Origin of the sequence: Pedobacter sp. FW305-3-2-15-E-R2A2 (genome assembly GCF_038446955.1) — a bacterium.
Classification (GTDB): Bacteria; Bacteroidota; Bacteroidia; order Sphingobacteriales; family Sphingobacteriaceae; genus Pedobacter.
On record NZ_CP151803.1, the window covers coordinates 4,044,659 to 4,067,243 of the forward strand.

Annotated in this window: 14 protein-coding genes; 2 read left to right on the forward strand and 12 right to left on the reverse strand. The window is 44.1% G+C overall.

Annotated elements, in window-relative coordinates:
* Positions 1 to 54: 54 nt before the first annotated feature.
* On the reverse strand, positions 55 to 861 hold the full coding sequence (locus AAFF35_RS16145; RefSeq protein ID WP_342327553.1) for an AraC family transcriptional regulator: 807 nt from the start codon (positions 859 to 861) through the stop codon (positions 55 to 57).
* 326 nt (positions 862 to 1,187) lie between these two features.
* On the opposite strand from AAFF35_RS16145, the gene AAFF35_RS16150 reads away from it, so the two are divergent.
* Both AAFF35_RS16150 and AAFF35_RS16155 read left to right on the forward strand, forming a co-directional pair.
* Positions 1,188 to 1,844: an ankyrin repeat domain-containing protein gene (locus tag AAFF35_RS16150; protein ID WP_342327554.1), complete on the forward strand. Its 657-nt coding sequence runs from the start codon at positions 1,188 to 1,190 to the stop codon at positions 1,842 to 1,844.
* A 104-nt stretch (positions 1,845 to 1,948) separates the two neighbouring features.
* On the forward strand, positions 1,949 to 2,644 hold the full coding sequence (locus AAFF35_RS16155) for a hypothetical protein (RefSeq protein ID WP_342327555.1): 696 nt from the start codon (positions 1,949 to 1,951) through the stop codon (positions 2,642 to 2,644).
* A 144-nt stretch (positions 2,645 to 2,788) separates the two neighbouring features.
* Here the strand turns inward: AAFF35_RS16155 and AAFF35_RS16160 are convergent, their stop codons facing one another.
* The 11 genes from AAFF35_RS16160 to AAFF35_RS16210 form a co-directional block, all read right to left on the reverse strand.
* Positions 2,789 to 3,586, reverse strand: coding sequence for a sterol desaturase family protein (locus AAFF35_RS16160; protein ID WP_342327556.1), 798 nt, complete (start codon positions 3,584 to 3,586; stop codon positions 2,789 to 2,791).
* Between the two features lie 37 nt (positions 3,587 to 3,623).
* Entirely contained in the window at positions 3,624 to 5,912 is a 2,289-nt protein-coding gene (locus AAFF35_RS16165) for a Gldg family protein (RefSeq protein WP_342327557.1), read from the reverse strand.
* A gap of 11 nt (positions 5,913 to 5,923) precedes the next feature.
* The gene (locus AAFF35_RS16170; protein WP_342327558.1) at positions 5,924 to 8,707 is read right to left on the reverse strand and encodes an insulinase family protein; all 2,784 of its coding nucleotides are present in this window, start codon (positions 8,705 to 8,707) and stop codon (positions 5,924 to 5,926) included.
* Position 8,708: 1 nt separating this feature from the next.
* Positions 8,709 to 11,381: a hypothetical protein gene (locus AAFF35_RS16175; RefSeq protein ID WP_342327559.1), complete on the reverse strand. Its 2,673-nt coding sequence runs from the start codon at positions 11,379 to 11,381 to the stop codon at positions 8,709 to 8,711.
* Between the two features lies 1 nt (position 11,382).
* Positions 11,383 to 13,692 (reverse strand): DUF4350 domain-containing protein, encoded by a 2,310-nt coding sequence (locus AAFF35_RS16180; RefSeq protein ID WP_342327560.1) that lies wholly within the window; start codon positions 13,690 to 13,692, stop codon positions 11,383 to 11,385.
* Between the two features lie 43 nt (positions 13,693 to 13,735).
* Positions 13,736 to 14,659: an ABC transporter ATP-binding protein gene (locus AAFF35_RS16185; protein WP_342327561.1), complete on the reverse strand. Its 924-nt coding sequence runs from the start codon at positions 14,657 to 14,659 to the stop codon at positions 13,736 to 13,738.
* A gap of 62 nt (positions 14,660 to 14,721) precedes the next feature.
* Positions 14,722 to 15,480 carry a hypothetical protein gene (locus AAFF35_RS16190; protein ID WP_342327562.1) on the reverse strand — a complete coding sequence of 253 codons (759 nt, stop codon included), beginning with the start codon at positions 15,478 to 15,480 and terminating at the stop codon, positions 14,722 to 14,724.
* 18 nt (positions 15,481 to 15,498) lie between these two features.
* Positions 15,499 to 16,941 carry a RagB/SusD family nutrient uptake outer membrane protein gene (locus AAFF35_RS16195; protein ID WP_342327563.1) on the reverse strand — a complete coding sequence of 481 codons (1,443 nt, stop codon included), beginning with the start codon at positions 16,939 to 16,941 and terminating at the stop codon, positions 15,499 to 15,501.
* Positions 16,942 to 16,952: 11 nt separating this feature from the next.
* On the reverse strand, positions 16,953 to 20,339 hold the full coding sequence (locus AAFF35_RS16200) for a SusC/RagA family TonB-linked outer membrane protein (RefSeq protein WP_342327564.1): 3,387 nt from the start codon (positions 20,337 to 20,339) through the stop codon (positions 16,953 to 16,955).
* A 256-nt stretch (positions 20,340 to 20,595) separates the two neighbouring features.
* A complete protein-coding gene (locus AAFF35_RS16205; RefSeq protein WP_342327565.1) occupies positions 20,596 to 21,804 on the reverse strand; it encodes a FecR domain-containing protein in 1,209 nt (402 codons plus the stop codon).
* 121 nt (positions 21,805 to 21,925) lie between these two features.
* On the reverse strand, positions 21,926 to 22,519 hold the full coding sequence (locus AAFF35_RS16210) for an RNA polymerase sigma-70 factor (RefSeq protein ID WP_342327566.1): 594 nt from the start codon (positions 22,517 to 22,519) through the stop codon (positions 21,926 to 21,928).
* Positions 22,520 to 22,585: the final 66 nt, after the last annotated feature.

Genomic DNA, 22,585 nt, shown 5'->3' on the forward strand with positions numbered 1-22,585 from the left:
TGTGTAAAAATAAGGTACTGCAAGGGCCAAATATAGAACGAGATTAACATCTGGCTAAAACTTCAGGAGCCGCCTGAAAAATAGTGGCGTATTCCCGCTAAAAGCTTTGAAGCACCTGACCATATGACTATGATCGGCAAATCCGCAGCTATGGGCAATTGTACTCAGTGAACTTCCTTTAACAGAGAGCTGAGAAAATACCCTCTCTACCTTTAACAGGCGAATATATTCGGCGATGGTGCAACCGAAATACTTGCTGAACGACCTTGATAAATGGACCGGATGGACACCTGCTACGGCAGCGATCGCCTTCAGATCCGGCGGACAAAGATAATTGTCCTGAAGCAGCTCGCCTACTTTACCGACCCAAGAGGGTCTAAACCGGGATTCCTTTGTATCAGAAAAAAGTGGATTAATGGCCTCCATGACCAGATTTTGAATCCCAAGTATGGTTAGATCATCCGCAATCTTACTTTCTCCCAACAGCTTATAAAACAAGATTTTTGTTCTGGGACAAGATATTTCAAAGCTTCCCTCTTGTACATCGACATCAGGATACATTTCATTGATCCAGCGGTGCTGAAGCTCAAGCTGCATCCCACGGGTTTCTCCCGGAGGCTTGATGTTGTAATGTGATTCCTGGGCGTTATGGAATAACAGGCTTCCTGCCGAGAGGTTCAGTTTGCCTTTTTTATTCCCTTCGATTACTTTTCCTTTCAGTAGAAAGGTGAAATAGACATTCTCATGGTGGTGCCAGTCCACATAATCGTGGGTATAGGCCGTGTTGGTCAGAATTAGTCCGCCTGTTTCCAGCTTCTGACTTGTCACGCCGAAGAACTCACCTGAACTCAATTTTTCCATAACCTGATTTAGAAGCTTAGCGCCAAGATTTGTTACACCCTACCTTTGCAGAAAGATGGAATCAGCAGGACAAGCGGAGTGTTTCGGTGATTCGAGTTTAAAGACCTCAGGTATGAATGCTGGCAGGATCACCAAACTCAGCATCAAAACCAGGATAAAATGATTACTTAAAAAACTTAAGTATAAGCAGTTGAAAGTATAATTTTGCATATTTAAAATAAAAAACAACCGCCATGTGTTGCCGCCAGAAGCCGATTACGCAAGAAGCAGGACCTGACCAGCACTGCTGCTATTAACAAGAATGTATAGGACAATACCCGGGCAATATGGAAACTGAAGAACAAAAAATGAAAAAACTGATCGATGCGAAAGCCTATAAAGACATAGAAGCCGCGCTGGTCAATCAACCAGGCCTCGCTAATGAGGGAATTCGATATGACGACCAAAACATAACAAAAGCACATCCGTTGCACCGGATATGCGATGGTGTATTTTCCGGAACCTGTACTGAAGAAGAGGCCATTCAGATGGCAAAGATCTTTCTTAAATATGGCGCCAATATCAATGGCGGCGAATTAGCAGAAAAAAGCGATTCCCCACTTACGGCTGCATCGAGCCTGAATGCGGATAAAGTTGCCATCTTTTATATGGAACAGGGCGCCAACATCCATCATGCAGGTTGTCATGGAGGAACCGCATTGCATTGGGCTTGTTGGTGTGGAAGAAGCGAAGTTGTTGAGCAACTCATCGCAAGAGGCGCAGCAATTAATCAAAGATGTATAGATTTTAAAGCCAGTCCACTCTTCTGGGCAATTCATGGTTTAAAGAGTGGAGGCTCAAAAGGTTTGAACGACAGTCTGGAATGCGTCAAACTCTTGATTCAATCCGGTGCAGATAAAAATATACCGAATGTTGATGGAGATACAGTGTACGACATGCTAAGCGATGAAGATGAAGCACTAAAGGAGCTATTAAAGGTGTAGTCAGCACCTTCATCGATGGTAAAAATGGTCTTTTTTTCGATCGGGTAAGCAACAGCGCCCTGCGATTCGTACATTAGCCTTATAAACCAACCAACTCTCAAACGATGGATAACTTTTCATTGACGGCACTCATTTCAATCCCGGAAGAGGCCGGGTACTTTTTTCCCGACAGACATTTCCAACACATCTCCCGCAGCTCGCTATACAGTGTGATGATTGATAAGCTCGAGGCTATCCCACAGGTTAGTAAGATCATTGTCAACACCGATTCCAGCAGAATTAAAAGCGACTACTCCCGCTCCGGAAAAGTAAAAGTGATGAACCTCTACCAGGCAGAACCTCAGGAGATCGAACTGGAACTGACTTCCGACCGGATGACCGCAGCGCTGCTCGAACATGTGGAGGGAGAACATTTCCTGCAGCTCGGACCGATTTTCCCTTTCCTGAAACAAGAAACGATCGACTATGTGATCGAAACCTACGACAAGTATGTGGTTAATCCGGAAGATCGCCCCTACGATTCAGTCTTCAGCATCAAGACGTTGAACCGCAGATATTATGACAGTGATACGGACTTCATCCGCGAAGACCGGCCAAATACCTTTGTAGAAGACGGCATCCTGCATGTGTTTAACCGCAAGACCTTCCTCGCCGGAGGCAATCGTAAAGTGGGTAAAAAGCCTTATGCCTGTGGCATCGAGGAAATCGAAAATCTGCCGATCGATTCGGAGGAGAATTACCAGCTCGCCGTTTTTATCGACGAAAACCGCCGTCGCTTTCCCCGTGTTTTCGGCAGATAAGCCATAACCGGCTGTCATAGCCTGATCATCATAAAAAATCAAAGCCGCATTTAAGATCTGAGTGCGGCTTTGATTTTTACTACACAATGTGCTTTATGCTACGCTAACTAATAAAGCATTTAATGCATTATGCTATTTAATGCATTATTTTGCTTTAACAAGGGTATCGTTTTGTAAATTCCCAAATCGCTGCTCCTGTATGCGGTCATAATCTTTCACATAATCCGGATGTTCTGTTTTCATCAACCTGTCCCATACCCTTAAATACAATCCATAATTTCCTTTAAACTTCTGGTGGTGCAGGTTATGAAAAGTAGAAGTATTGATGATTTCGAAAAGGAAAGTATTCCGGAATCCTCTTGGCATAATTTCATAACCAAGGTGTCCGTAAACATTGATCACAAAAGAAGAAAAGGCAAACAGCATCAATGTTAAAGGATGCAAAGGCATCGCAAAGACCAATACGATCATCACTCCTCCTTCCGCTATCGCTTCAAAAAAATGAAAGGAATAAGCAGCCCATGGCGAAGGATTGGTAGATTGATGGTGTACCAGGTGTGTCGCCTTAAACAGCTTTTTATGGTGCAATATCCGGTGCATCCAGTAAAAATAAGTGTCGTGCACGATTAAGGTGAGTAATAAACTGACCGGAATCCACCAGAGCGGATAGGCATGCAAATCGGTATAGATAAACGTATATCCCCGTATGTTTTCAGACAGGGCCATTAATGCCATCACGGCCAGCACCATACTGGACACGGAAGAATGCAGGATCTCGCGCAGGAAATCGGCCGTTCCCGCCAGCTTGCCTTGAATTTTATTTCGCAGCAAGCTCTTGGGGAAAAGCAGGTAAAAAACTAAAAAAAAGATACCTGCAATAAAAAAATAACGACCTATCGTGAGGAGAAATGCCAAAATGATATGCTCAAAAGTTTGATTCATAATTACTTATTTTTCTGAGTGATTTAGGTTTTCTATATTATTTACGTTTTCTGCGAATCAGGATCACCAATCCAAGCAGGAAGATGGCCCCGGGGATGATCCCATAATAAAATACCTGTAATGTCTTTGCGCTGGTCTTGGTCAGCGTAGTCACATTGTCTTTAGTTTCCGGCCTGCTCGTATCTATCGGAAATTCCCCATAGGCAAACCATTTGAACACCCCTAAAGCAAAACCTCCGTTAATGGTTTGCATGTTCATGCGCGACAACTCCGCGTTGCTCAAAAAGTCGGCATCACCAGACACCATGATCCTTTGTTCTTTATGGTTCCGGTTTCTGGACAACATCAATGCGGTCGGAAAACTTCCCCGCTGATCGCCGGCTTTAGCATCAAATATTGCTGCTGCCGAATCCAGCACCAGTTTTCCATTTTTCAACCAGCTGCTTTCCGCATTGGTCGTTAATAAAGGATGTACAACAAAAGGACCATTAGGATCATAGCTTAAAGCCGCTGCTCCAGGCATGGAAACCACCCATTTACGCAGGTAATAAGGTTGCAATTCCGGAGTCATCGCCACTGCTCCTGCCGCTAAATTTGGAACCACCAGGTCATTCGAATAATCTTTGCTCTCCTGAACAAGTGTTCCGTCCAGCATTTTTACCCCAAGGGAATCCAGCAATGGATTGATGACGCCCTGCTTACCCGGCTCCCCTGCAATCATCAGGTTTCCACCCTGACCGATATATTTCCGCAGCTTACTGAGGGCAGCCGGACCAAATGCCACTTTAGGATCAGCAATCACCAATGCCGCGATACCTGCAGGGATCTCCCCATTTTCCAAAGAAACACTGTCTACATCAAATCCCTGGTTGATCATGGATCCCCTGCTCAGCTTGGTATTGGTTAAAGTTTTATAATCTCTATCCCCTATTTTGTCCATCCCGCGCTGATAGCCATCGGTTGCAAAAACAATTTTAGGCGCATTCACGATCAGGCGTTTTAATGCTGCTCCGGTCTCCGCCTCTTTAGGCCAGAAATGACTATCCGGAGAAAATGTCCTTAAAAATGTCGTTTTACCTTTATATTTCAAATGCATCACCACCCGTGCGTTTTCCCCTTCCAGGTTGATCTTCTTCTTGATTTCTGCAGGTGTCAGAAACTTACGGAGGTCGAGTTTCATCAGGTTCGACATGAACATCACATAATAATTAAAAGTGACCTTCTGTTTTTTCAATTGCTCCGTAATCCCTGGTATGCTGTCGTAATAGTATACCCATTTTAGCTTAATATTTGGTTTGAAACGCAGGTAAGGCTCCCAACGGGCAATGTCCTCGATCCGCTGTTTCGGTGTAGCTTTATTATAGGAATCTTCCAGACCATTGATATATTGGGTCACCTCTACAGGCTCATCACCCATCTTTTTGAGGATTTCCTGTGTATTTTTGCTGATGGTATTCTGCTTGGTAGCCGTAGCATCGTAATAACCAATCATCTGCTGACGGGAAGTCACATAGGTGATCGCTAAGCCGGTCAATACAATCAGGCCATATCGCATCACTTGTTGCATTACGGTTTTCGATAGCCTTTCTAATTCCAGCTTGGTAATCGTGAAAGCCAGGAACATCCCGGAAATCACGAGGTAGTAAATCACATCACGACTGTTCAGTAATCCGGCCATCATACGTGCGGTCCGGTCGGGCATAGACAAGCTATGGGTCAGGTCGCGCACAAAATCAACCCCTTGTCCAACGGTACCGATATAATTCATAAAACCCAGTGCCACAAAAGTACTGATGGCGGCAACGGCCTGATAAGTAGTTAAGCTGGATACAAAAATCCCAATGGCCGCAAAAGCATTGAGCATTAAATAAATGGCCAATAGTGCCACTAAAACATGTGGATAATCAAAATGCGGGATATAAACAGCGCCAATCATTACAAACAGCGCGATCACCCCGATGATCATCAGGTTATAAACGAGCATAGCTGTAAATTTCCCGTAAATCACCTGGCTTAGTTTTACCGGAGAAGAATACAGTAATTTGATACTTCCGCTACTGGTTTCCCTGCTGATGATCCCCATCGTGATCAAAGGAATATAGAGGTACAGTTTATCCAGAATAGCACTCAGGACACCCCCATAATCTATACTCATATATAGACGCTCCGTCAGACCCATAAATTCTCGCCCACGGGCTAAATCAGGTAATTTTGGGGTAAAGCCCATACTCATCTGTACAAACAGGATGAGCAACATTAACCAGGCAATCGGCGAATAAAATAGCAGGCTAAGTTCCAGCCTGGCTATCTGTATGATTTTCTTCATATTTTCTATAATCAAGGGTTAGTTTTTTCCGGCATCAGAACCAGTTTTACGTAGTTCTTATCCTGAATGTAAGTCGCCGCAGCTTGCTGAACTGATTTTATGGTAATGCCGTTTAAGGCCGCATCATACTCAAAAAACTGGGTTAAAGGCTCCTTATTCATCACCTGAGAAGCCAGGTAATCCAGCCAGAACTCATTGTTCCTGGCGCCTGTTTCCAGTCCGACTTTACGCACAGCCTTAAATTTCTGCAGGTTTTCCGCAGAAGGTCCTGATGTTTTCATTTTGCGGAGCTCATCCTGTACCGAAGCAATCAGCGATTCCACATTCTTAGGGGCACAGTCAAAAGAAACGAGCATGGCAAACCTGGTTTTCGGATATTTAGACAAGTTCATCTGCACATTCGGCGTATAGGTCCCTCCTTCCTGATCACGAAGACGCTGGGTGAGGCTGATTTTTAGCGCATCTGCAATGGCATTCATCTTAATGGTATTCTCAAAATTGTAATCGAAAGCACCGGAATAAGCCAGCACTACGCTTGATTTCTGTTCTGTCCCTTTATACACGGTTTTTGAAATGCGACCAGAAGGAACGTTAATTCCAAGATCCCGGATGGTTTCGTTCTTCCTTTTCGAAGGCAGTGATCCCAGATATTTTTCCAGTAAAGGTTTAATCCTGGCCTCTTCTATATTTCCTACAAATAAGAAAGTGAAAGCCGATGCATCGGCAAAACGTTCTTTATAGATCTCAATAGCCCTGTCCAGTTTAATTCCATCCAGGCGACTGATGCTTTGTGGTTTTTTGCGCACATGATAATTCCCTAACACCAGGCCTACCGTATCCATAAAAACCTGACTTCGCCCATCTTCTTTATTCATCAGCTGCTCTTTGGTTCTTCCCAAAAGCGTCTGATAGGATTCTTCATCCTTACGGGGTTCCGTAAAATAAGCATGCAGCAATTCCAGTGCAGCCGGGAGGTCTTCTTTTGTCGTGCTGCCATTGAATCCCTGGTACTGATCAACGATAAAAGGACTCAGCTGAACCTTTCTTCCGGTCATAAATTTACCGAGCTGCAGTGCATCATAATTCCCTGCACCGGCAGCAGCAACGATACTCGCGGCATTAAGGGCACTTTCGAAATCTGCATCACTGTATAAAGAGGTCCCTCCTTCTGCAAGTCCCTTGATCAGGATCTGATCGTTCTGGAAATCTGTTTTTTTCAATAACACCGTCAGGCCATTACTCAGCGTGATCTTTTGAAGGTCAACTTGTTTAACCGTTTCAACAGTGTTGATCTTTCCCGGAGCAGGCTCGTTTTTAAGCAGCGGAAGGTCCAGGTTGTCCTCTTCAAAAGGAGGCAGACTTTGGGTATACACACTTTCTATCCATTTCAACACGGTTGCTTCATCCGGAAGAAACGCCTTATTGTACTCCGAAGATTTCACAATGATGTCGCGATCGGTAGCTTTCATGTAATTCTTCATCAGCGCATTGATTTCATCCAATGTCACGTCAGGAAGCAATGAGGTGGTCAGCTCGGCTTCTTTAATGATGCCAGGTGCCACATTACCGGTTAAGAAATGCTGCAGATACGGCCGGATCAGTACTTCCGAAGCAGTCTTGTCTTTTTCTTTCAAAGCTTCCTCCGTCTGATACTGATGGGCTTTTTTAACCCTTTCCAGTTCTGATTTGGTAAAGCCCTGCTCCTCCATTCGGCGAAGTTCCAGCCATATACTTTTCAATCCTTGTTCTGTCTCCGCGGGTTTGGTGGTCAGGTTTACAGAAAAAGAGTTCAATCCGCCTGTCAATTGATTAAAACCAACAATCGGTAATCTTCTAAACCGGATACTGACCAGCTCTGCCAGCAATTTTTTGAGCAGACTGGTTCTGTAATCTGCAGCGGTGATGATGGTATCAGCCAGCTCTTTCTTCGTGATCTCCATGGAAATACCACCCAATTCTTCATCTATGAACTGCATATACTGGTTCTTACCGGTCAGCGTTGCCCGATAAACCGGTCGCTCTTTTTCCTTTTCAGGATTGCGCAGGTCTGAAAATTTTGCCTTGATGTCTTTCTCCATCTGGTCTACATCTACATCTCCAACTACCAATACGGCCTGCAGATCCGGGCGGTACCAATCTTTATAAAAACTGCGGATTTCTTCCGGGGTCACCTTTAACAAAACTTCTTCCGTTCCGATGGGGAAACGCGAACCATAACGGGAGTTATTGGTATAAAAGGGAATACTTTTTTCCTGTAAACGCTGTGTAAGTCCCTGACGGAAACGTTTCTCTTCCAGGATCACGTGACGTTCGCGCTCTACATCCGCTGCTTCAATATTGGCATCCTGCGCCCAGTCGCGCATAATCTGCAGGCCATTGGCCAGCAGTTCCGGATTGTCCGAAGGCAATGGAAGCTGGTAAACAGTTTCATCCAGACCGGTATTGGCATTGATGTCTGCCCCAAAACGTACTCCCGACTTTTCCAGGTAATCAGAAAGCTCCTTTTTAGGAAAATGTTTGGTTCCGTTAAAGCTCATGTGCTCTACAAAATGGGCTACGCCTCTTTGCTGATCTGTTTCCAGAATGGAGCCCACTTTACTGGCCAGGTACATCATCACCCGCTTTTCGGGTGTTTTATTTTTGCGGATATAATAGGTAAAGCCATTTGGCAGCTTACCCATTCTTACTTCCGGATCCAGCTGCAATGGCTGTGTATCCAGGCTTGTTTTACAGGCCAAAGGAATACAAAGGGCAGCTAAAAGTAAAAGACTTAAAGATTTATATTTAATGAACATGTTATCGTGATAATAATGGTTTATGACTTACCGGATCGTTTGCTTTAATGATGTCGACGATCTTTTCATTTTCAATGATGATCATTCCCTGCCTGTCGGTCGTGATACCCGAAGCCAGTGTATATGGATAGGTTGGCACCCCATCTTTCATCACCGTTGGCAGGAAGGAGAACTGCAGGTTATCGCATATTTTGCCTAAAGCTGCACCCACTTCAATAATATGTGTGGAGACCACAAAGAAGCTGTTCCTGTTTTCTGCAAAGGCTTTCGTAACCGCCAGCGTGGCATCGTAAGCATCCTTTACGTTTGTACCTTTAAACAACTCATCAAATAATACGTATAGGTCCAGGGACTCACTAACCGCTTTGGCTACGGTTTTGGTCCGCAATACCTCTGCATAAAAATGACTGTAGCCCATATCCAGGTTATCAGAAACGTTGATCGAGGAGAACAAACCATCTTTAACCGAAAACTCCATCTGTTTAGCCGCTATCGGGAAGCCCATATGGGCGAGGTAAACCGCAATACCCATCGACTTCATAAAAGTGGATTTACCGGCCATGTTGGCACCGGTTAAGAACAATACGTTCCTATCTCTGGTTAAGTGCAGGTCATTTGCCACCCCATTTCTTAATCCTGGATGGCGGAAACCATCCATACGCAATACCATTTCTTCCGCAGGCAATGCCTTTGCATACACAAAGTCCTGTTCTGCGGCAACCGCTGCTACGCCTACAAAAACATCGAGCTCATAGATCAGTTTCAGCAAGCTTTCCATCTGGTTCATCATCGCATGGCGAATCACATAGTCATTCCTGATCAGCTGCGTTAAGGAAGGTTGCTCCTCTCCTGCATTCAAGATGCCTTGCAACCTGGAATCCTGCAGGATCTTTTCTGCAAGATCCAGCTCTGCCTGATACACAGCAATACCGGTTTTGATTTTTAGTTCTGAAAAGAATACCTGGAAAGCCTGCAGCACTTCAATCGTCACCGATTGTCCGGCCTGCAATTGCAGCAATTCTGCACTATGGAAGAGTGTTTGCTGGATTTTTTTCAGGAATATTCCCCAAGCCACGCTTGGCAGTGCTGCGCCCGCTCCGCCGGAGAGGTAATCTTCCATAGACTCTACCTGTGAGCGGATCACCGGAAAAATCACCCTGTGCTGCTGAAAAAACGCGAATAAGGCACTGCGTTTATTGATCAGCTCCGGCTGATTCAAGGGATGGGCAAACATACTTTCCAGCAGTTTCTCTCCACCCCTGGTTTGCAGGCGGTTGAACAGACTGTAAATAGATTGTTGTTTAAACTTGCCCTGCAAATTCAGATCTTCGATCGTTTGCTTATCTGCAGTCAGGTTGTGCTGTGCTTTTTTTGCTTCTTTTTTATCGCTGATCAGCTCCAGAACCCCTTCATTGTTGATGATGATCATCCCATGCCTGTCGTCGGTAATCCCTTCCGTCAGTGTATAAGTATACACCGGTTTACCATTCTCCATGCGGGTAGGCAGATAGCGGAAAATCATATTGCTGCATTTCTTTTGCAACACTTCTCCTGCTTCCATAATGTGGGTAGAGATCACAAATAAAGAATGCGGCTTACTGGCAAAAGCTTCCATGATCGCAATGGTGCCTTCATAAGCATCCTTCACATTGGTACCACGGAACAGCTCATCAAAAACGACAAACAGGTTTTTTCCGGCACCAAGTTCAACAGCTACTTTTTTGACCCTTAGGACCTCCGCATAAAAATGACTGGCGCCCATGGCCAGGTTATCTGGCAGGTTAATGGTCGTATACATGCCATCACAAACAGAGAATTCCATTTGTTTTGCCGCAACCGGGAAGCCCAGGTGCGCCAGGTACATGGCAATGCTCAGTGATTTCATAAAGGTCGATTTCCCCGCCATATTGGCCCCGGTCAGGAACACAATATTGCTGTCCGGGTTCATCTCCAAAGAATTGGTAACCGGTTTGTTCAGCAAGGGATGGCGCACGCCCTGCAGCTTTAAGCGGTTGGCATCGCGTTTTAAAGCAGTAGCAAATTGATATCCACGTTCTTCCGCTACCCTGGCGATGGAAATGTAGACATCCAGGTAGTAAATGTGCTGCAGGATCTTTTCCATCAGCGGACGTTGCTGAAAGCGCAAAATATTGTCGTACTCTACAATCTTACCGGAAGAGATCTTTCCTTTTCCATGCTCTGCAAAGATGATTTCCAGCTCCCTGGAATTAACCAGTGCCAGTACCTTTTCTACTTCTTTGCCATAAGGATTCGCTCCTACTTTTGGCTGAATCTCCAGCATAAACCTTTTCAATCCCTGTAAGATCCCGGTCAATGCGATCACACTCTCACCGGCAGCTTTAAAGTCGGCCATGCTAAAGCCCTGATTGGAAAGGCGACTGCGGGGATCGGTATTGCCCAGGTATCTTTCCGCTTCTTCAAAACGGTTTCCCTGTAATGGGAAAGCAGATTTGCTTTCCTGAAAATACCGCAATATCGCTACCCTTTCATTGATCAGTTGTTCGTCTGAAAGCGGATTGCGAAACAGGTCTTCCAGTAGCGTAGCGCCACCCTGGGTATAGGTTTTATTAAAAATATAGTAGATGGAATCGCTCCCCGATCTGGAGAAGATATTCAAATCATCGATCGTTTGTTTATCAGTTATAAAGCTCATTTTATTTACGTTTTCTGCGAATCAGCAACACCATTCCCAATAGGAATATGGTGCCGGGAATCAGCCCATAATACAATATCTCTAAAGTGCTCACCCCTGCTTTGGTCAGCAGCAGTTTATTATCTCTCGATGGCGGGCGGGTCATGTCTACAGGAAATACCCCATCAGCAAACCAGCCAAAAACACTAATGGCAAAAGAGCCGTTCATGACCTCTATATTACTCCTTGCCAGCTCTTTATTGCTAAAGAAATCGGCATCACCGGTTACCACAATCCGTTGTTCCTTGTTCTTCAATTTCCTGCTCAGCATCAAAGAGGAAGGAAAAGCTCCCCGCTCGTCACCCATCTTGGCATCAAACACCAAAGCGGCAGAATCCAGTACAAATTGTCCTTTTTTGATCCAGGCGGTCTTTTCATTCGTCATTAACAGCGGTTGGATCGCAAATGGTCCTTTACTATCATAACTCAGCGCAGCTGCACCTGGCATCGAGATTTTGGATTTTTCTTTATAAGCCTTTTCAAGGGCCGGACTCATGACCACTGCTGCAGCAGCTAAGGTTGGCGTAACCAATCCGTAAGAGAAATCACTGCTTTTTTGCACCAGCGTCCCACTACGCATTTTTACCCCCAGGGAATCCAGTAATGGATTAACAATGGCTTGTTTACCCGGCTCGCCAGCAATCATCAGGTTGCCACCTTCAGCAACATATTTCTGAAGTTTGGCCAATGCAGACGGGCTAAGCTGAACTCTGGGATCACCAATCACCAATGCGGAAATGCCCGCCGGAATCTGTTCATTCTCTAAGGAAACGCTGTCGATATCAAAGCCCATATTGATCATCGAATTCCGGGAAAACTTATTGTTAACCAACATTTTATAATCTCTGTCGCCCGCCTTATCCACGCTCCGCTGATAACCATCTGTAGCGAAAACAACCTTTGGCGGCGTCACAATGAGGCGTTTCAAGGCTGCCGCGATCTCCGGCTCATCAGGCCAGAAAGAAGCATCATCAAAAGTCCTTAGAAAAGTGGTTTTACCTTTATACTTCAGCTGAAATACCAGGCGGTCGTTCTCCCCGCGCAGGTCTACTTCTTTACGGATCTGTTCCGGACTTAAAAATCCGGCCGTATCAACGTCAGCAGCCTTTGCCTGTTCTGCAAACAGGTTTTTTAGGCTTTTCCCTTGATTCATGACATAGAACTGAGGGTCTCTGTAATCGTAATAATAGACCCATTTCAAATTAAGATTAGACTTAAAGCGCAAATAAGGTTCCCATCGGGCAGTAGCTGGAATACGTCCAACAGGAGCGCCAAAACTATAGGAACCATGTAATCCATTGATATAAGCAGTTACCTCAAGCGGCTCATCACCCATCTTTTTTAAGACTTCCTGAGTTGCTTTAACAATCGTATTGGCCTTGGTAAATGTGGCATCATAATAGCCAATTACCGGCTGCCGGGAACTCAGATAGGCCACCCCCAATCCAATACTCAGCACCAGCAAATACCTACCCGCATGATAAATAAAGGGTCTGCTTACCCTGGCCAGCTGTAGTTTGGCAATCGTAAAACCAAGGAAAATTCCCGTAACCACGAAGTAATAGATCACATCACGACTGTTTAGCAGTCCTGCCACCATGCGCTCTGCCCTGCTGGGCATGGAAAGACTATAGGTCAGGTCGCGCACAAAATCAAGACCTTGTCCGAAATTCCCGATATAGTTCATGAAAGCGAGTACCGCAAAAGTACAGATCGCCGCAACCACCTGATACGTAGTGAGGCTGGACATAAAGATCCCGATTGCCGCATAAGTATTTAAGAGTAAATACGCCACAAGCAATGCCACAAGAGGATGCGGAAAATCAAAATTATCTATACATGCGAAACCGATCAGCAGAAAGAGGCACATCAACGCGATGATCACCAAATTATAGAGCAGCATGGCGAGGAACTTGCCATAAACGATCTGACTCAGTTTTACAGGAGAAGAGTACAACAATTTAATGCTTCCGCTGCTGGTTTCCCGGCTGATGATTCCCATGGTAACCAAAGGAGTATACAGAAACAAGCTGGAAAGAATTCCAAAAAAGATCCCAAGGGGAAGATTACCTAACCTCAGGCTCGTGGTAAACAATTTGTCTGTTAAAAAAGAAAAAGCAGGAACATATTGCTGTATATGTTGTATTTCATCTATAGCAGGGATCAGATCAAAACTCATTTTCAGAAACAAGATCATGATCAGCAACCAGGCTATAGGGGAATAAAATAGCAGGCTGAGTTCCAGTCTGGCTATTTGTATTATTTTTTTCATTCGAATATATTTATTAGTTACGGCTTCATTTGTGTGATGATGCTTAGCTCGAGATCCTGGACAATTGGGCAAAAGTTTCATCTAATGAGCTTTTTTCCATACTCAGCTCACGCAAGCGCCATCCTTGCTTTGCGCTTTCCAGCACCAGGGTTTCAGAAATACTGCGGTCGCCGTTAAAATAGAGCCTCAGTTGCTTTTCCGTCAGGTATTCCACTCTTGTAATGCCTTCTATGGCCATCAGACGATCCTCCGCAGGTGCATTTTCCATCAGCACCACCATACTATGCGGTGCCACATAATTGTCAAAAGCTTCCATCGTATCCGAAAAAACGATGCGTCCGCTTTCGATCATCACGATCTGCTTACACAGGTATTGAACTTCGGTAAGGACGTGGGTAGAAAGGATCACCGCCCGCTCTGCAGCAATGTCTTTAATCAGGCCGCGAACTTCGATGATCTGGTTGGGATCGAGGCCATTGGTCGGCTCATCAAACACCACTAATTTTGGATGGTGAATAATGGCCTGGGCAATTCCCACCCTTTGCTTATACCCACCGGATAAGTTCTTGATCAGCCGCTTATTGATATGTGTCAATCCACAGCGTTCTTTCACTTCTTCCATGGCAGATTTCAGTTGTTTAGTGTCTATCGAACGCAGAATTCCACAATGCCTCAGGTACTCATCTACCGTTAAATCCATGTACAATGGCGGGGTCTGAGGCAAAAACCCGATCTCTTGTTTGGCCCGTTCGGGCTCCTTACTCAGGTCGATGCCATTAATGATCACTTCCCCGGCGGTTTGCGATAGGACGCCACAAAGGATGTTCATGGTTGTGGATTTTCCAGCCCCATTGGAGCCTAGCAGTCCTACAATCCCACTCCTTGGGATCTCTATATTGATGTCACGAATAGCCCAGCTGGTACTATAACGGTGCGACAGACCGCTAATACGAACGATTGGTTCCATAGTAGTTAAATTTGGATTAAGAAGATTTATTGGAGAGCAGGCTTAAAAAAGCCTGCTTTTGATTAATAGTCGTCTAACAAAAAAGGTTTTTGTTTTAATACTTCAGCAGTTTCACCGGGTAAACCGATCAGGGCCAGGGTGAAATTCCGGAAACGCCATAAATTATCCTTGGCAAAGCCTACCCCATTTGTGGTATAACTTGCAAGGAGTTTTTGTGTTTCCTGATCCCGGAATTCAAAAGTATATTCTCCGGTTTTTAAGGCTGCAGCGTAGCGCTTATATTCCGTCTCCCCTTTGTACGCCAGCCCTTCTACTTCTTTACGTTCCCCATTGCTAACCAGGTAAACATTTATAGGTTTGCTTTGATAAGACAGGTTCAGAAATTTAATACCGAATGTGCTGTCGGCGACATTGTAAGCAGGAGGAACAAAAGTAGAAAGCAGGTAATCAGGATGCTCAACCGTTCCCATAAAGTATAACCTGTTGATGCTCCCTTGTTTTAATTTAAGGTTCAGGTCGTATAGCGGCTTACTCGTTGGCAATGTATCCGGATAGCGGTACATTGCTAAGGGCTGTTCTTCTTTAGTAATCGCGTATTTATTCAATCCACTAAAAACAGCATAATAAAAAAGCAGTCCGTCATAATAACGATCCAAAGGTTTGGTTCCTCTAAAACTAGTCAACAACTTCGTATCTCCAGGCATCGCATTAAATAGCGACAGGTGACTAATCACAGGTACTTGTTCAGTTTTTTTACAGGAAACAAAAGCAAAGCACAATAAGCTGATTGATAATATAATGTTCAGTTTATAAGTTTTCATGTCGTTCAGTTTAGGGGATTAGTAACCAGGATTTTGAATCAGTTTATTATTTGTCCGTATCTCCGTTAAAGGGATTGGATACAGCAGCTGGTAATCTCCTGCCCAGGGCTGTTTAACAGGAATTACAGAAAGCACATCGTGTGCCCTTCCGGTCCTTTTCAGGTCTAACCAACGGTGGCCCCATTCAGAAAAAAACTCTGTTCTTCTTTCTTTCTCAATCGCAGCGATTACTGTTTCTTTGGAAAGTCCTGCAGGGAGTTCATCAATACCCGCACGACGGCGGATTACATTCAGATCGGCAACCGCAAGATCCAATTGCTGACTGCCCAATGTTAAAGCTTCTGCTCTGATCAGGTATTGTTCTGCCAGTCTCAGCATCGTGTAGTACTCTGTAACCGGACCTCCGATGGACGAATTTCCTATCCCTATTTTGTATTTATAGACAAAATAATTGATTTCCCCGGCTTTAGTCACCGGCATCAGCCAGGAAGACTTTCTCTTATCGTTGTTTTCAAATTTCTGAATAAGGTCGTCCGCAAGACGAACACCAAAATACTCATTCACTATATCCGACAGATAAGGCTTGATCACATAACCTTCGGGTGTGGCGTTCCCACGTACGAGTGTCAGGTTACTGTGCTGCATTTGCCAGATGGCCTCTTCATTATTCTTTAAAAACACCTCATTTAAATCCCCCTTCAATTTAAATAACCCACTTTGATCAATCACTTCTGTTGCAGCGGCAACGGCATTGGTATAATCGCCCATAAAAAGATAGACCCTGGCCAGCATGGCCGTTGCCGCCCATTTGTTCGGACGGATGCGTTCTCCGGTTTTTGATCCGGAAAAATCTGCGGCAAGATCTGATTTGGCATCCTGCAAATCCTTTAACACCTGTGCATAGACTTCCGCCTTTGGCGTACGACTCATTTTAACCGTCTTATTAAAATCATCGGTCAGTACCAATGGTACATCTCCAAAAAAGTTAACCAGGTAGAAATAGGTATAAGCCCTCATGAACTTAGCTTCGGCAGTGAGCTTAATTCTGACCTCCTTGTGGAGCTTTAAAGAAGTAGAAGCTGCAATTCCCTCAATAACGGCGTTGGCATTATAAATATTCTTATAGGCAGTAGTCCAGATATTGGATGTCGCCTGCTCTGACGAGATCAATTTATTCGCATACACTGCGTTAATGTTTACGCCAGAGACATTCAACTCGTCGGCCGACTGGCTGCATAAGGTCGTCGTTGCCCCATTTCCAAAATTTAGTACCTGCTCATTGATCAATTGCGAATAGGCACCAGCCATAGCAGAATTTGCCTGGTTATCATTATCAAAAACCTTGTCCGTAGTAGTGGTATTGATTGGATCAGGAATGTCAATCAAGTCTTTACAGGAAGAAAACATCAGGATGCATACCACCATAAAGCTATATCTGTTTAAATTTCTTTTCATCATCATCTCGTTAGGAATTAAAAATTTACCGAAAGGCCACACAAATAGATTTTGGCGGGTGGAAGCGCCCCAAATTGCTGAATATCAGGATCGAGCCCTTTAACATTGCTGATCACAAATACATTCTGAGCATTTACATATACCCTCAGCGACCCTGCGCCCAATTTCTTTGCCCATTTCTGATCCAGCTCATAAGAAAGTGCCGCGTTAGACAGGCGGAGATAAGAAACCGTTCTATACCTCCCATCAGAATTAAAAAACAGCTGGGTTCCATCATTGAATTTAGTAGTTGGCTTTGGATATAAGGCATGATCACCCGGGGCTTTCCAGTAATTTCCGATCACGTTTTTTGGCAAATTTCCCGGGGCACCCGGATAGACATCTGAGCTAAAATTGGGATCAGCCCCGATAAAGTTATTGTAATTGAAAGATGTACTCAGGCTGAGCCCCTTGTAGGTCAACACATTAGTCAACCCTCCGGTAAATCTTGGAGAAAGATCTAATGCAATATATTGGTCACCACCGCCGGCGCGGCCGCTATTCTGACCAACAACACCATCTCCATTGTAATCTTCCATCTTGTAAAATCCAGTCAGCGGATCTACGCCTAAATAATGAAAAAGATATTGGGTATTGATAGATTTACCCACTTGATGCGTGTTCACATACGGGGAATGTGCGAGGTCAGGATACGAGACCAATATATTCTTGTTTCTGGAACCAAAAAGCGATACCGTCCAGTTAAATTTATCCGTATTCATCACATCCGCATTGATGGTAATGTCCCAGCCTTTATTGTCTACTACTGCAGGCCAGTTGGCCATTACCGTAGGAAAACCAGTATATACCGGCGTAGGGAAATCCGTCAGCTGATTGCCACACCTTTCGCGGTATATCGCAAACTGAGCATTGATCCGGTTGTCTAAAAAACCAATTTGTATGGCAGTTTCCAGTTTTTTATTCACCTGCCATTTGTAATTTGGATTTACCGCCAGTAAACTGATTAAAGGAGCAGTGCCATCATAGTCGGGCAATGGATCGCTATATGGCTTATTTTTAGCCCATTGTGCCAGGTATTTATAATCACCTACCGCATCGCCACCCGTCAAGGCATAACTTCCCCGCAACTTTAAGAAACTGATAAATGAAGGAAGGGCTTTTTTGATCGGCGCTTCTTCCGTTAAAATCCATGCACCTGCAACAGAGCCAAAATCACCGTAGCGGTTGCCAGGTCCAAAGCGGGAAGATCCGTCCCTGCGCCAGTTCATATTGACAATATATTTTGATTTCCAATTGTAGTTAATCCTGCCAAATACCGCCGCCAGTTTATGGTAGCCCACCTCTCCGGTAGGGTTGAAAATCTGAGGCGCCAGGTTAATGGATTCAATAAAATCATCACTATCATAACCAAAGCCCGTCAATGAATTGGCTTTGGTTACATTTTTTTGCAAAGAGCCTGCTAACAATAACTCCAGATTGCCTTCACTTATTTTCAGTTTATAATTTAGCTGTGGTTCTACGACTACATTAAGGTTGTTGGTGCTTCCAAAGCGGTTAGATCCTGTTGGGTTAGTGATCGGGTCCTGCGCATAAATATAACTGAAATACTTCGTGGCATTATTGGTATAGCCGTAACCAAATCTGGTAGAAAAATTCAGGTCTTTTAATATTTCATAACTCAGGTTCAGGTTACCGGTGAAGGTATGGGTATCAGAATAATACGGACCTTCAAGTCCGCCGAAGGGGAACTTACTTGATCCATCGGGACCTCTCCATGGCGCAAAATTCAGTAGCCCGTCAGGTCCATAAATATCCGGTGCATTGGGCGCCAAATTAACCGCAGCAGGAATGGTGGTGGTATTGACCGTAGTATAAGAATAGATAACCCCAAAATTTACCTGAAATTTCCTGTCAGTAGTTTTATGCCCCATGTTAAAGGCCAGTCCGGCCACCTGGTTGCTTCCTTTACTGGTCAGGATCTCTGTCTGTTTTACATAATTGCCACTGAGGCGGAACTGAGTCTGCACATCACCACCGCTCAGGCTCAGCGAAACATTGGATTGTTTCCCAATATTTCCCAAAAGTACTTTTTGCCAGTCTGTATATTTATTCTGGTCCCACAATACCAGATCAGGCGCATTTTCGAGATTTGGAATCAGGTTATCATTCTTAAATGCTTCCTTTCTGAGTTGCAGGTATTCGGCTGTATTGAGTACCTCCCAATGGCGGGTGATGGCAGAAAATCCCTGTTCCAGGGCTGCCGAAAATTTAGTAGCGCCTGGCTTGCCTTTTTTTGTAGTGATCAGAATAACTCCATTCGCTGCCCTTGAACCATAAATCGCAGTGGCATCACCATCTTTCAAAATTTCAATACTCTCTATGTCTTTACTATTGATGCCAAACATCGGGCTTTGGCCTCCGGTAGGAGAAAATCCGTCCTGAACAACACCGGGAGAACCGGTCTGATAATTGGAAGTTCCGCCCAGGTCCAGGGTATTTTGAGGTACCCCATCAATCACATACAAAGGTTCTGAAACGAAAGCAGAATTAATGGTCTTTCTTCCCCTGATTTCTACTTTCACCGGACTGCTGGCATAACCGGCGGTGGAGGTAACGATTACACCGGGTATTCTACCCTGCAAAGCCAGCAAGGGATTCATTAAGGGCTGTTGTTCCAGCTCTTTTGAACTGATCCTGGCAATGTTACCGGTACTGCTTCTGCGGTCTGTGGTTCCATAGGCCTGCACCATCACTTCATCCAGAAAAGATACCGATGGCTCCATCATAATGGTCAGGTAAAAGCCGGTAGCTGTTTTCACCACGCTTATATTTTTAACAAAGGAGCTGGTATTGACCTCCATTTTTTCAAACTCACTCAGCCTCACCTGCAGGGAATCAAATCCAACAGAACTGAAGGTGATCACACTGTTCTCTTCCAGCTTTGGCAGATGAAACTCTCCCTTCGCATTAGAGCCGGCATTGATTCTTTTATTTTTCACCTTAAGCGTAACCCCACTCAGTGGTTCATTGGTCTTTTTATTGATGATATTTCCCTGCACGTCTATGCCGACAGCAAAAACTGCCGCCACACGGTCCATAAGCGTCGGGGCTTTGGCCTTCAGTAAAACGGTTTTATTTTCAATCTTATAAGTAATCGGCTGGTCGCTGAAACACTTTTCCAGCACCTCCTCTATCGCTGCATTTTTTACAGAGATGGAAATCGGCTTGCTGGACCTGATCAGTCCTTCGCTAAAAAGGAAGTCGTAACCACTTTGCAGCCGGATGTCCTTCAATACCTGCTCCAACGCTGTATTTTTGGTATTCAGGGTAATGCGCTGCGCAAAACTGCTCGCACTTACCTGCATAATTGTAGCTATTAAAATGACGGTGGTGAATCGTATCATTAGCAAAATCTTATTCGCATACTTTTTGAGTACGGGTTGGTTCGTATAGGTTTTATACATTTCATCTGGTTTGCGACAAATTCTTAGCGGTTGATGAAACCATAGCATTGCTTTAACTCACAATATTTGCTAAGTTTGTTTGTCTGGTTTAGTTGATAGGATCTCAAAATTTTTGTTAACGTATTCCGGCATCGGTCAGGAGTGTATCGAGCACTTCTGGCCTCTTTTTTTAAGGATTACGTCGCTTAAATAGTATCTATTTTTTAACGATCACCCTCCTTCCCTCAATCTTAAAATGTACATTTCCAGTATAATCCAGCATATTTAGTAATTCAGAGATGTTTTTGTCCCTGGAAATCTCTCCCTTAAATTTGAATTCAGGATCCGGCTGTGTTTCATAAACCACCTCTACATCGTACCACCTGGAAACCTTGGTCATGATGGACCTTAAGTTTTCATTGAATTTGAAATACCCGTTTTTCCAGGCGAGGACATCTTCCAGGTCTACATCATGAATCAGTTTCATATTGCCCGGAGATACCTGGGATTGCTCACCCGGTTTCAGAATCAGGAATTCGGCAGCAGTTTTAGCCGCCTTAATTCCGACAGCATTGACTCCCGCAACATTGCTTCCATTGGAAGAAACTTTGACACTTCCGGATAACAAGGTAGTTTTAACGGTTTTTTCATCATCGTAAGACATGATGTTAAAATGGGTTCCCAAAACTTCCACAGTCTGTCCTTTTGCAATGACCCGGAACGGCGATTTTTTATTGTGGCTGATTTCAAAATACGCTTCCCCTTTTAATTCTACTTTTCTTTCTTTCGTGGCAAAAGAGACCGGATATTTTAAGCTGGAAGAAGCATTTAAAAAGACTTTCGAACCATCCGGCAAAATCACCTGCCACTGTCCGCCGCGAGGCGCTTCAATGGTATTGTATTCAGCGGTGTTTTTTCCGGAAGAATTTGGCGCAGCCTGATAAATCAATTGTCCGTTTGCAGTTTTGCTGATGGTCACCCCGGCTTGTTGTGCCAGCTCTCCGTTAAGCGCATCGGTTAAACTGATCTTTTGTCCGTTGGCTAAAGTCAGCACCGCTTTATTTTTACCAGGATTAATGTCGTTTTCTACGATCTGAGGTCCGTTAACATCTTTATAATTGCTATAGAAGAATACAGCGGTGATCGCGATGATGAATACCGCAGCTGCAGCAACGATTCTAAATCTTAACCTTGATCTTCTTGCAGGAGCAATGTCTAAACGGCGTTCCAGCACAGGCCGATCAATTTGCTGATCAATATTTAGCCACATCTGTCGTTTTACATCCAGATAGTCAACATCCTCAGGCTCCCGTTGCCGAAGCTCAGATTGCTTCACAAACCAGTTTTCGACAAGACGTATTTCTTCTTTTGAGGCACTGCCCTCATTATACTTCCTGATCAATTCTATTACCTGTTCCCTATTCATCTGCATTTATCAGTTTATTCCTGATTTATAAGTAATAGCGATGAAAGGCCCTCAGGGCGTAGATGGAAATCATAAAAATTTGAAAATAAATGTAATTAACTGATTTTCAGAAAGAAATATTTTAATTTCTTTTGGAAAGTTCAATGATAATCAGTCCGAAGGGTGCATAAAGAGCTAGTTTTGAACGAAGAATTTTCAGGGCATTGTTCACTTGTTTTTTCACCGTCTGGTCTGAAAGCCCAAGTTTATCAGCAATTTCAGCATGAGAAAGATTGTCCTTACGGCTCATTTCAAATATGAGTTTCATTTTAGGCGGTAAATTGTCAATCTCCCGCTGTATAATGATATTCAACTCGCGTTCATCAATATCCTGTATCGTTTCCAGGCTGATTTCTGAAGCATATTTTGCTAAGGAAGCGATGTGGTCATTTTTGAGCTTGTTGCGTTGTATGAATTTCAATACGCGGTTTCTGGCGCCTATATATAAGTAGCCGGCAAGGTTATTGTCTTCCTGAATGAGTTCCGGTTTATCCCAAAGGGCGACAAATAAATCCTGCACCAGGTCTTTAGATGGCTCTTCGTCCCTTAACATCTGATTTACTTTATAAAACATCAGCACTGCATACCTATTATAGATCTCTGCAAAAGCCTCATGATTCCTGTCTTTTACAAGACGGACCAATTCAGAATCCGTAAATTCAGAATACATTTTCATTATAATCAGTAATCAATGCCCCCCAGCAATTTAAAAGAAATAAAAAAAGATTTGATCATTAGGAGA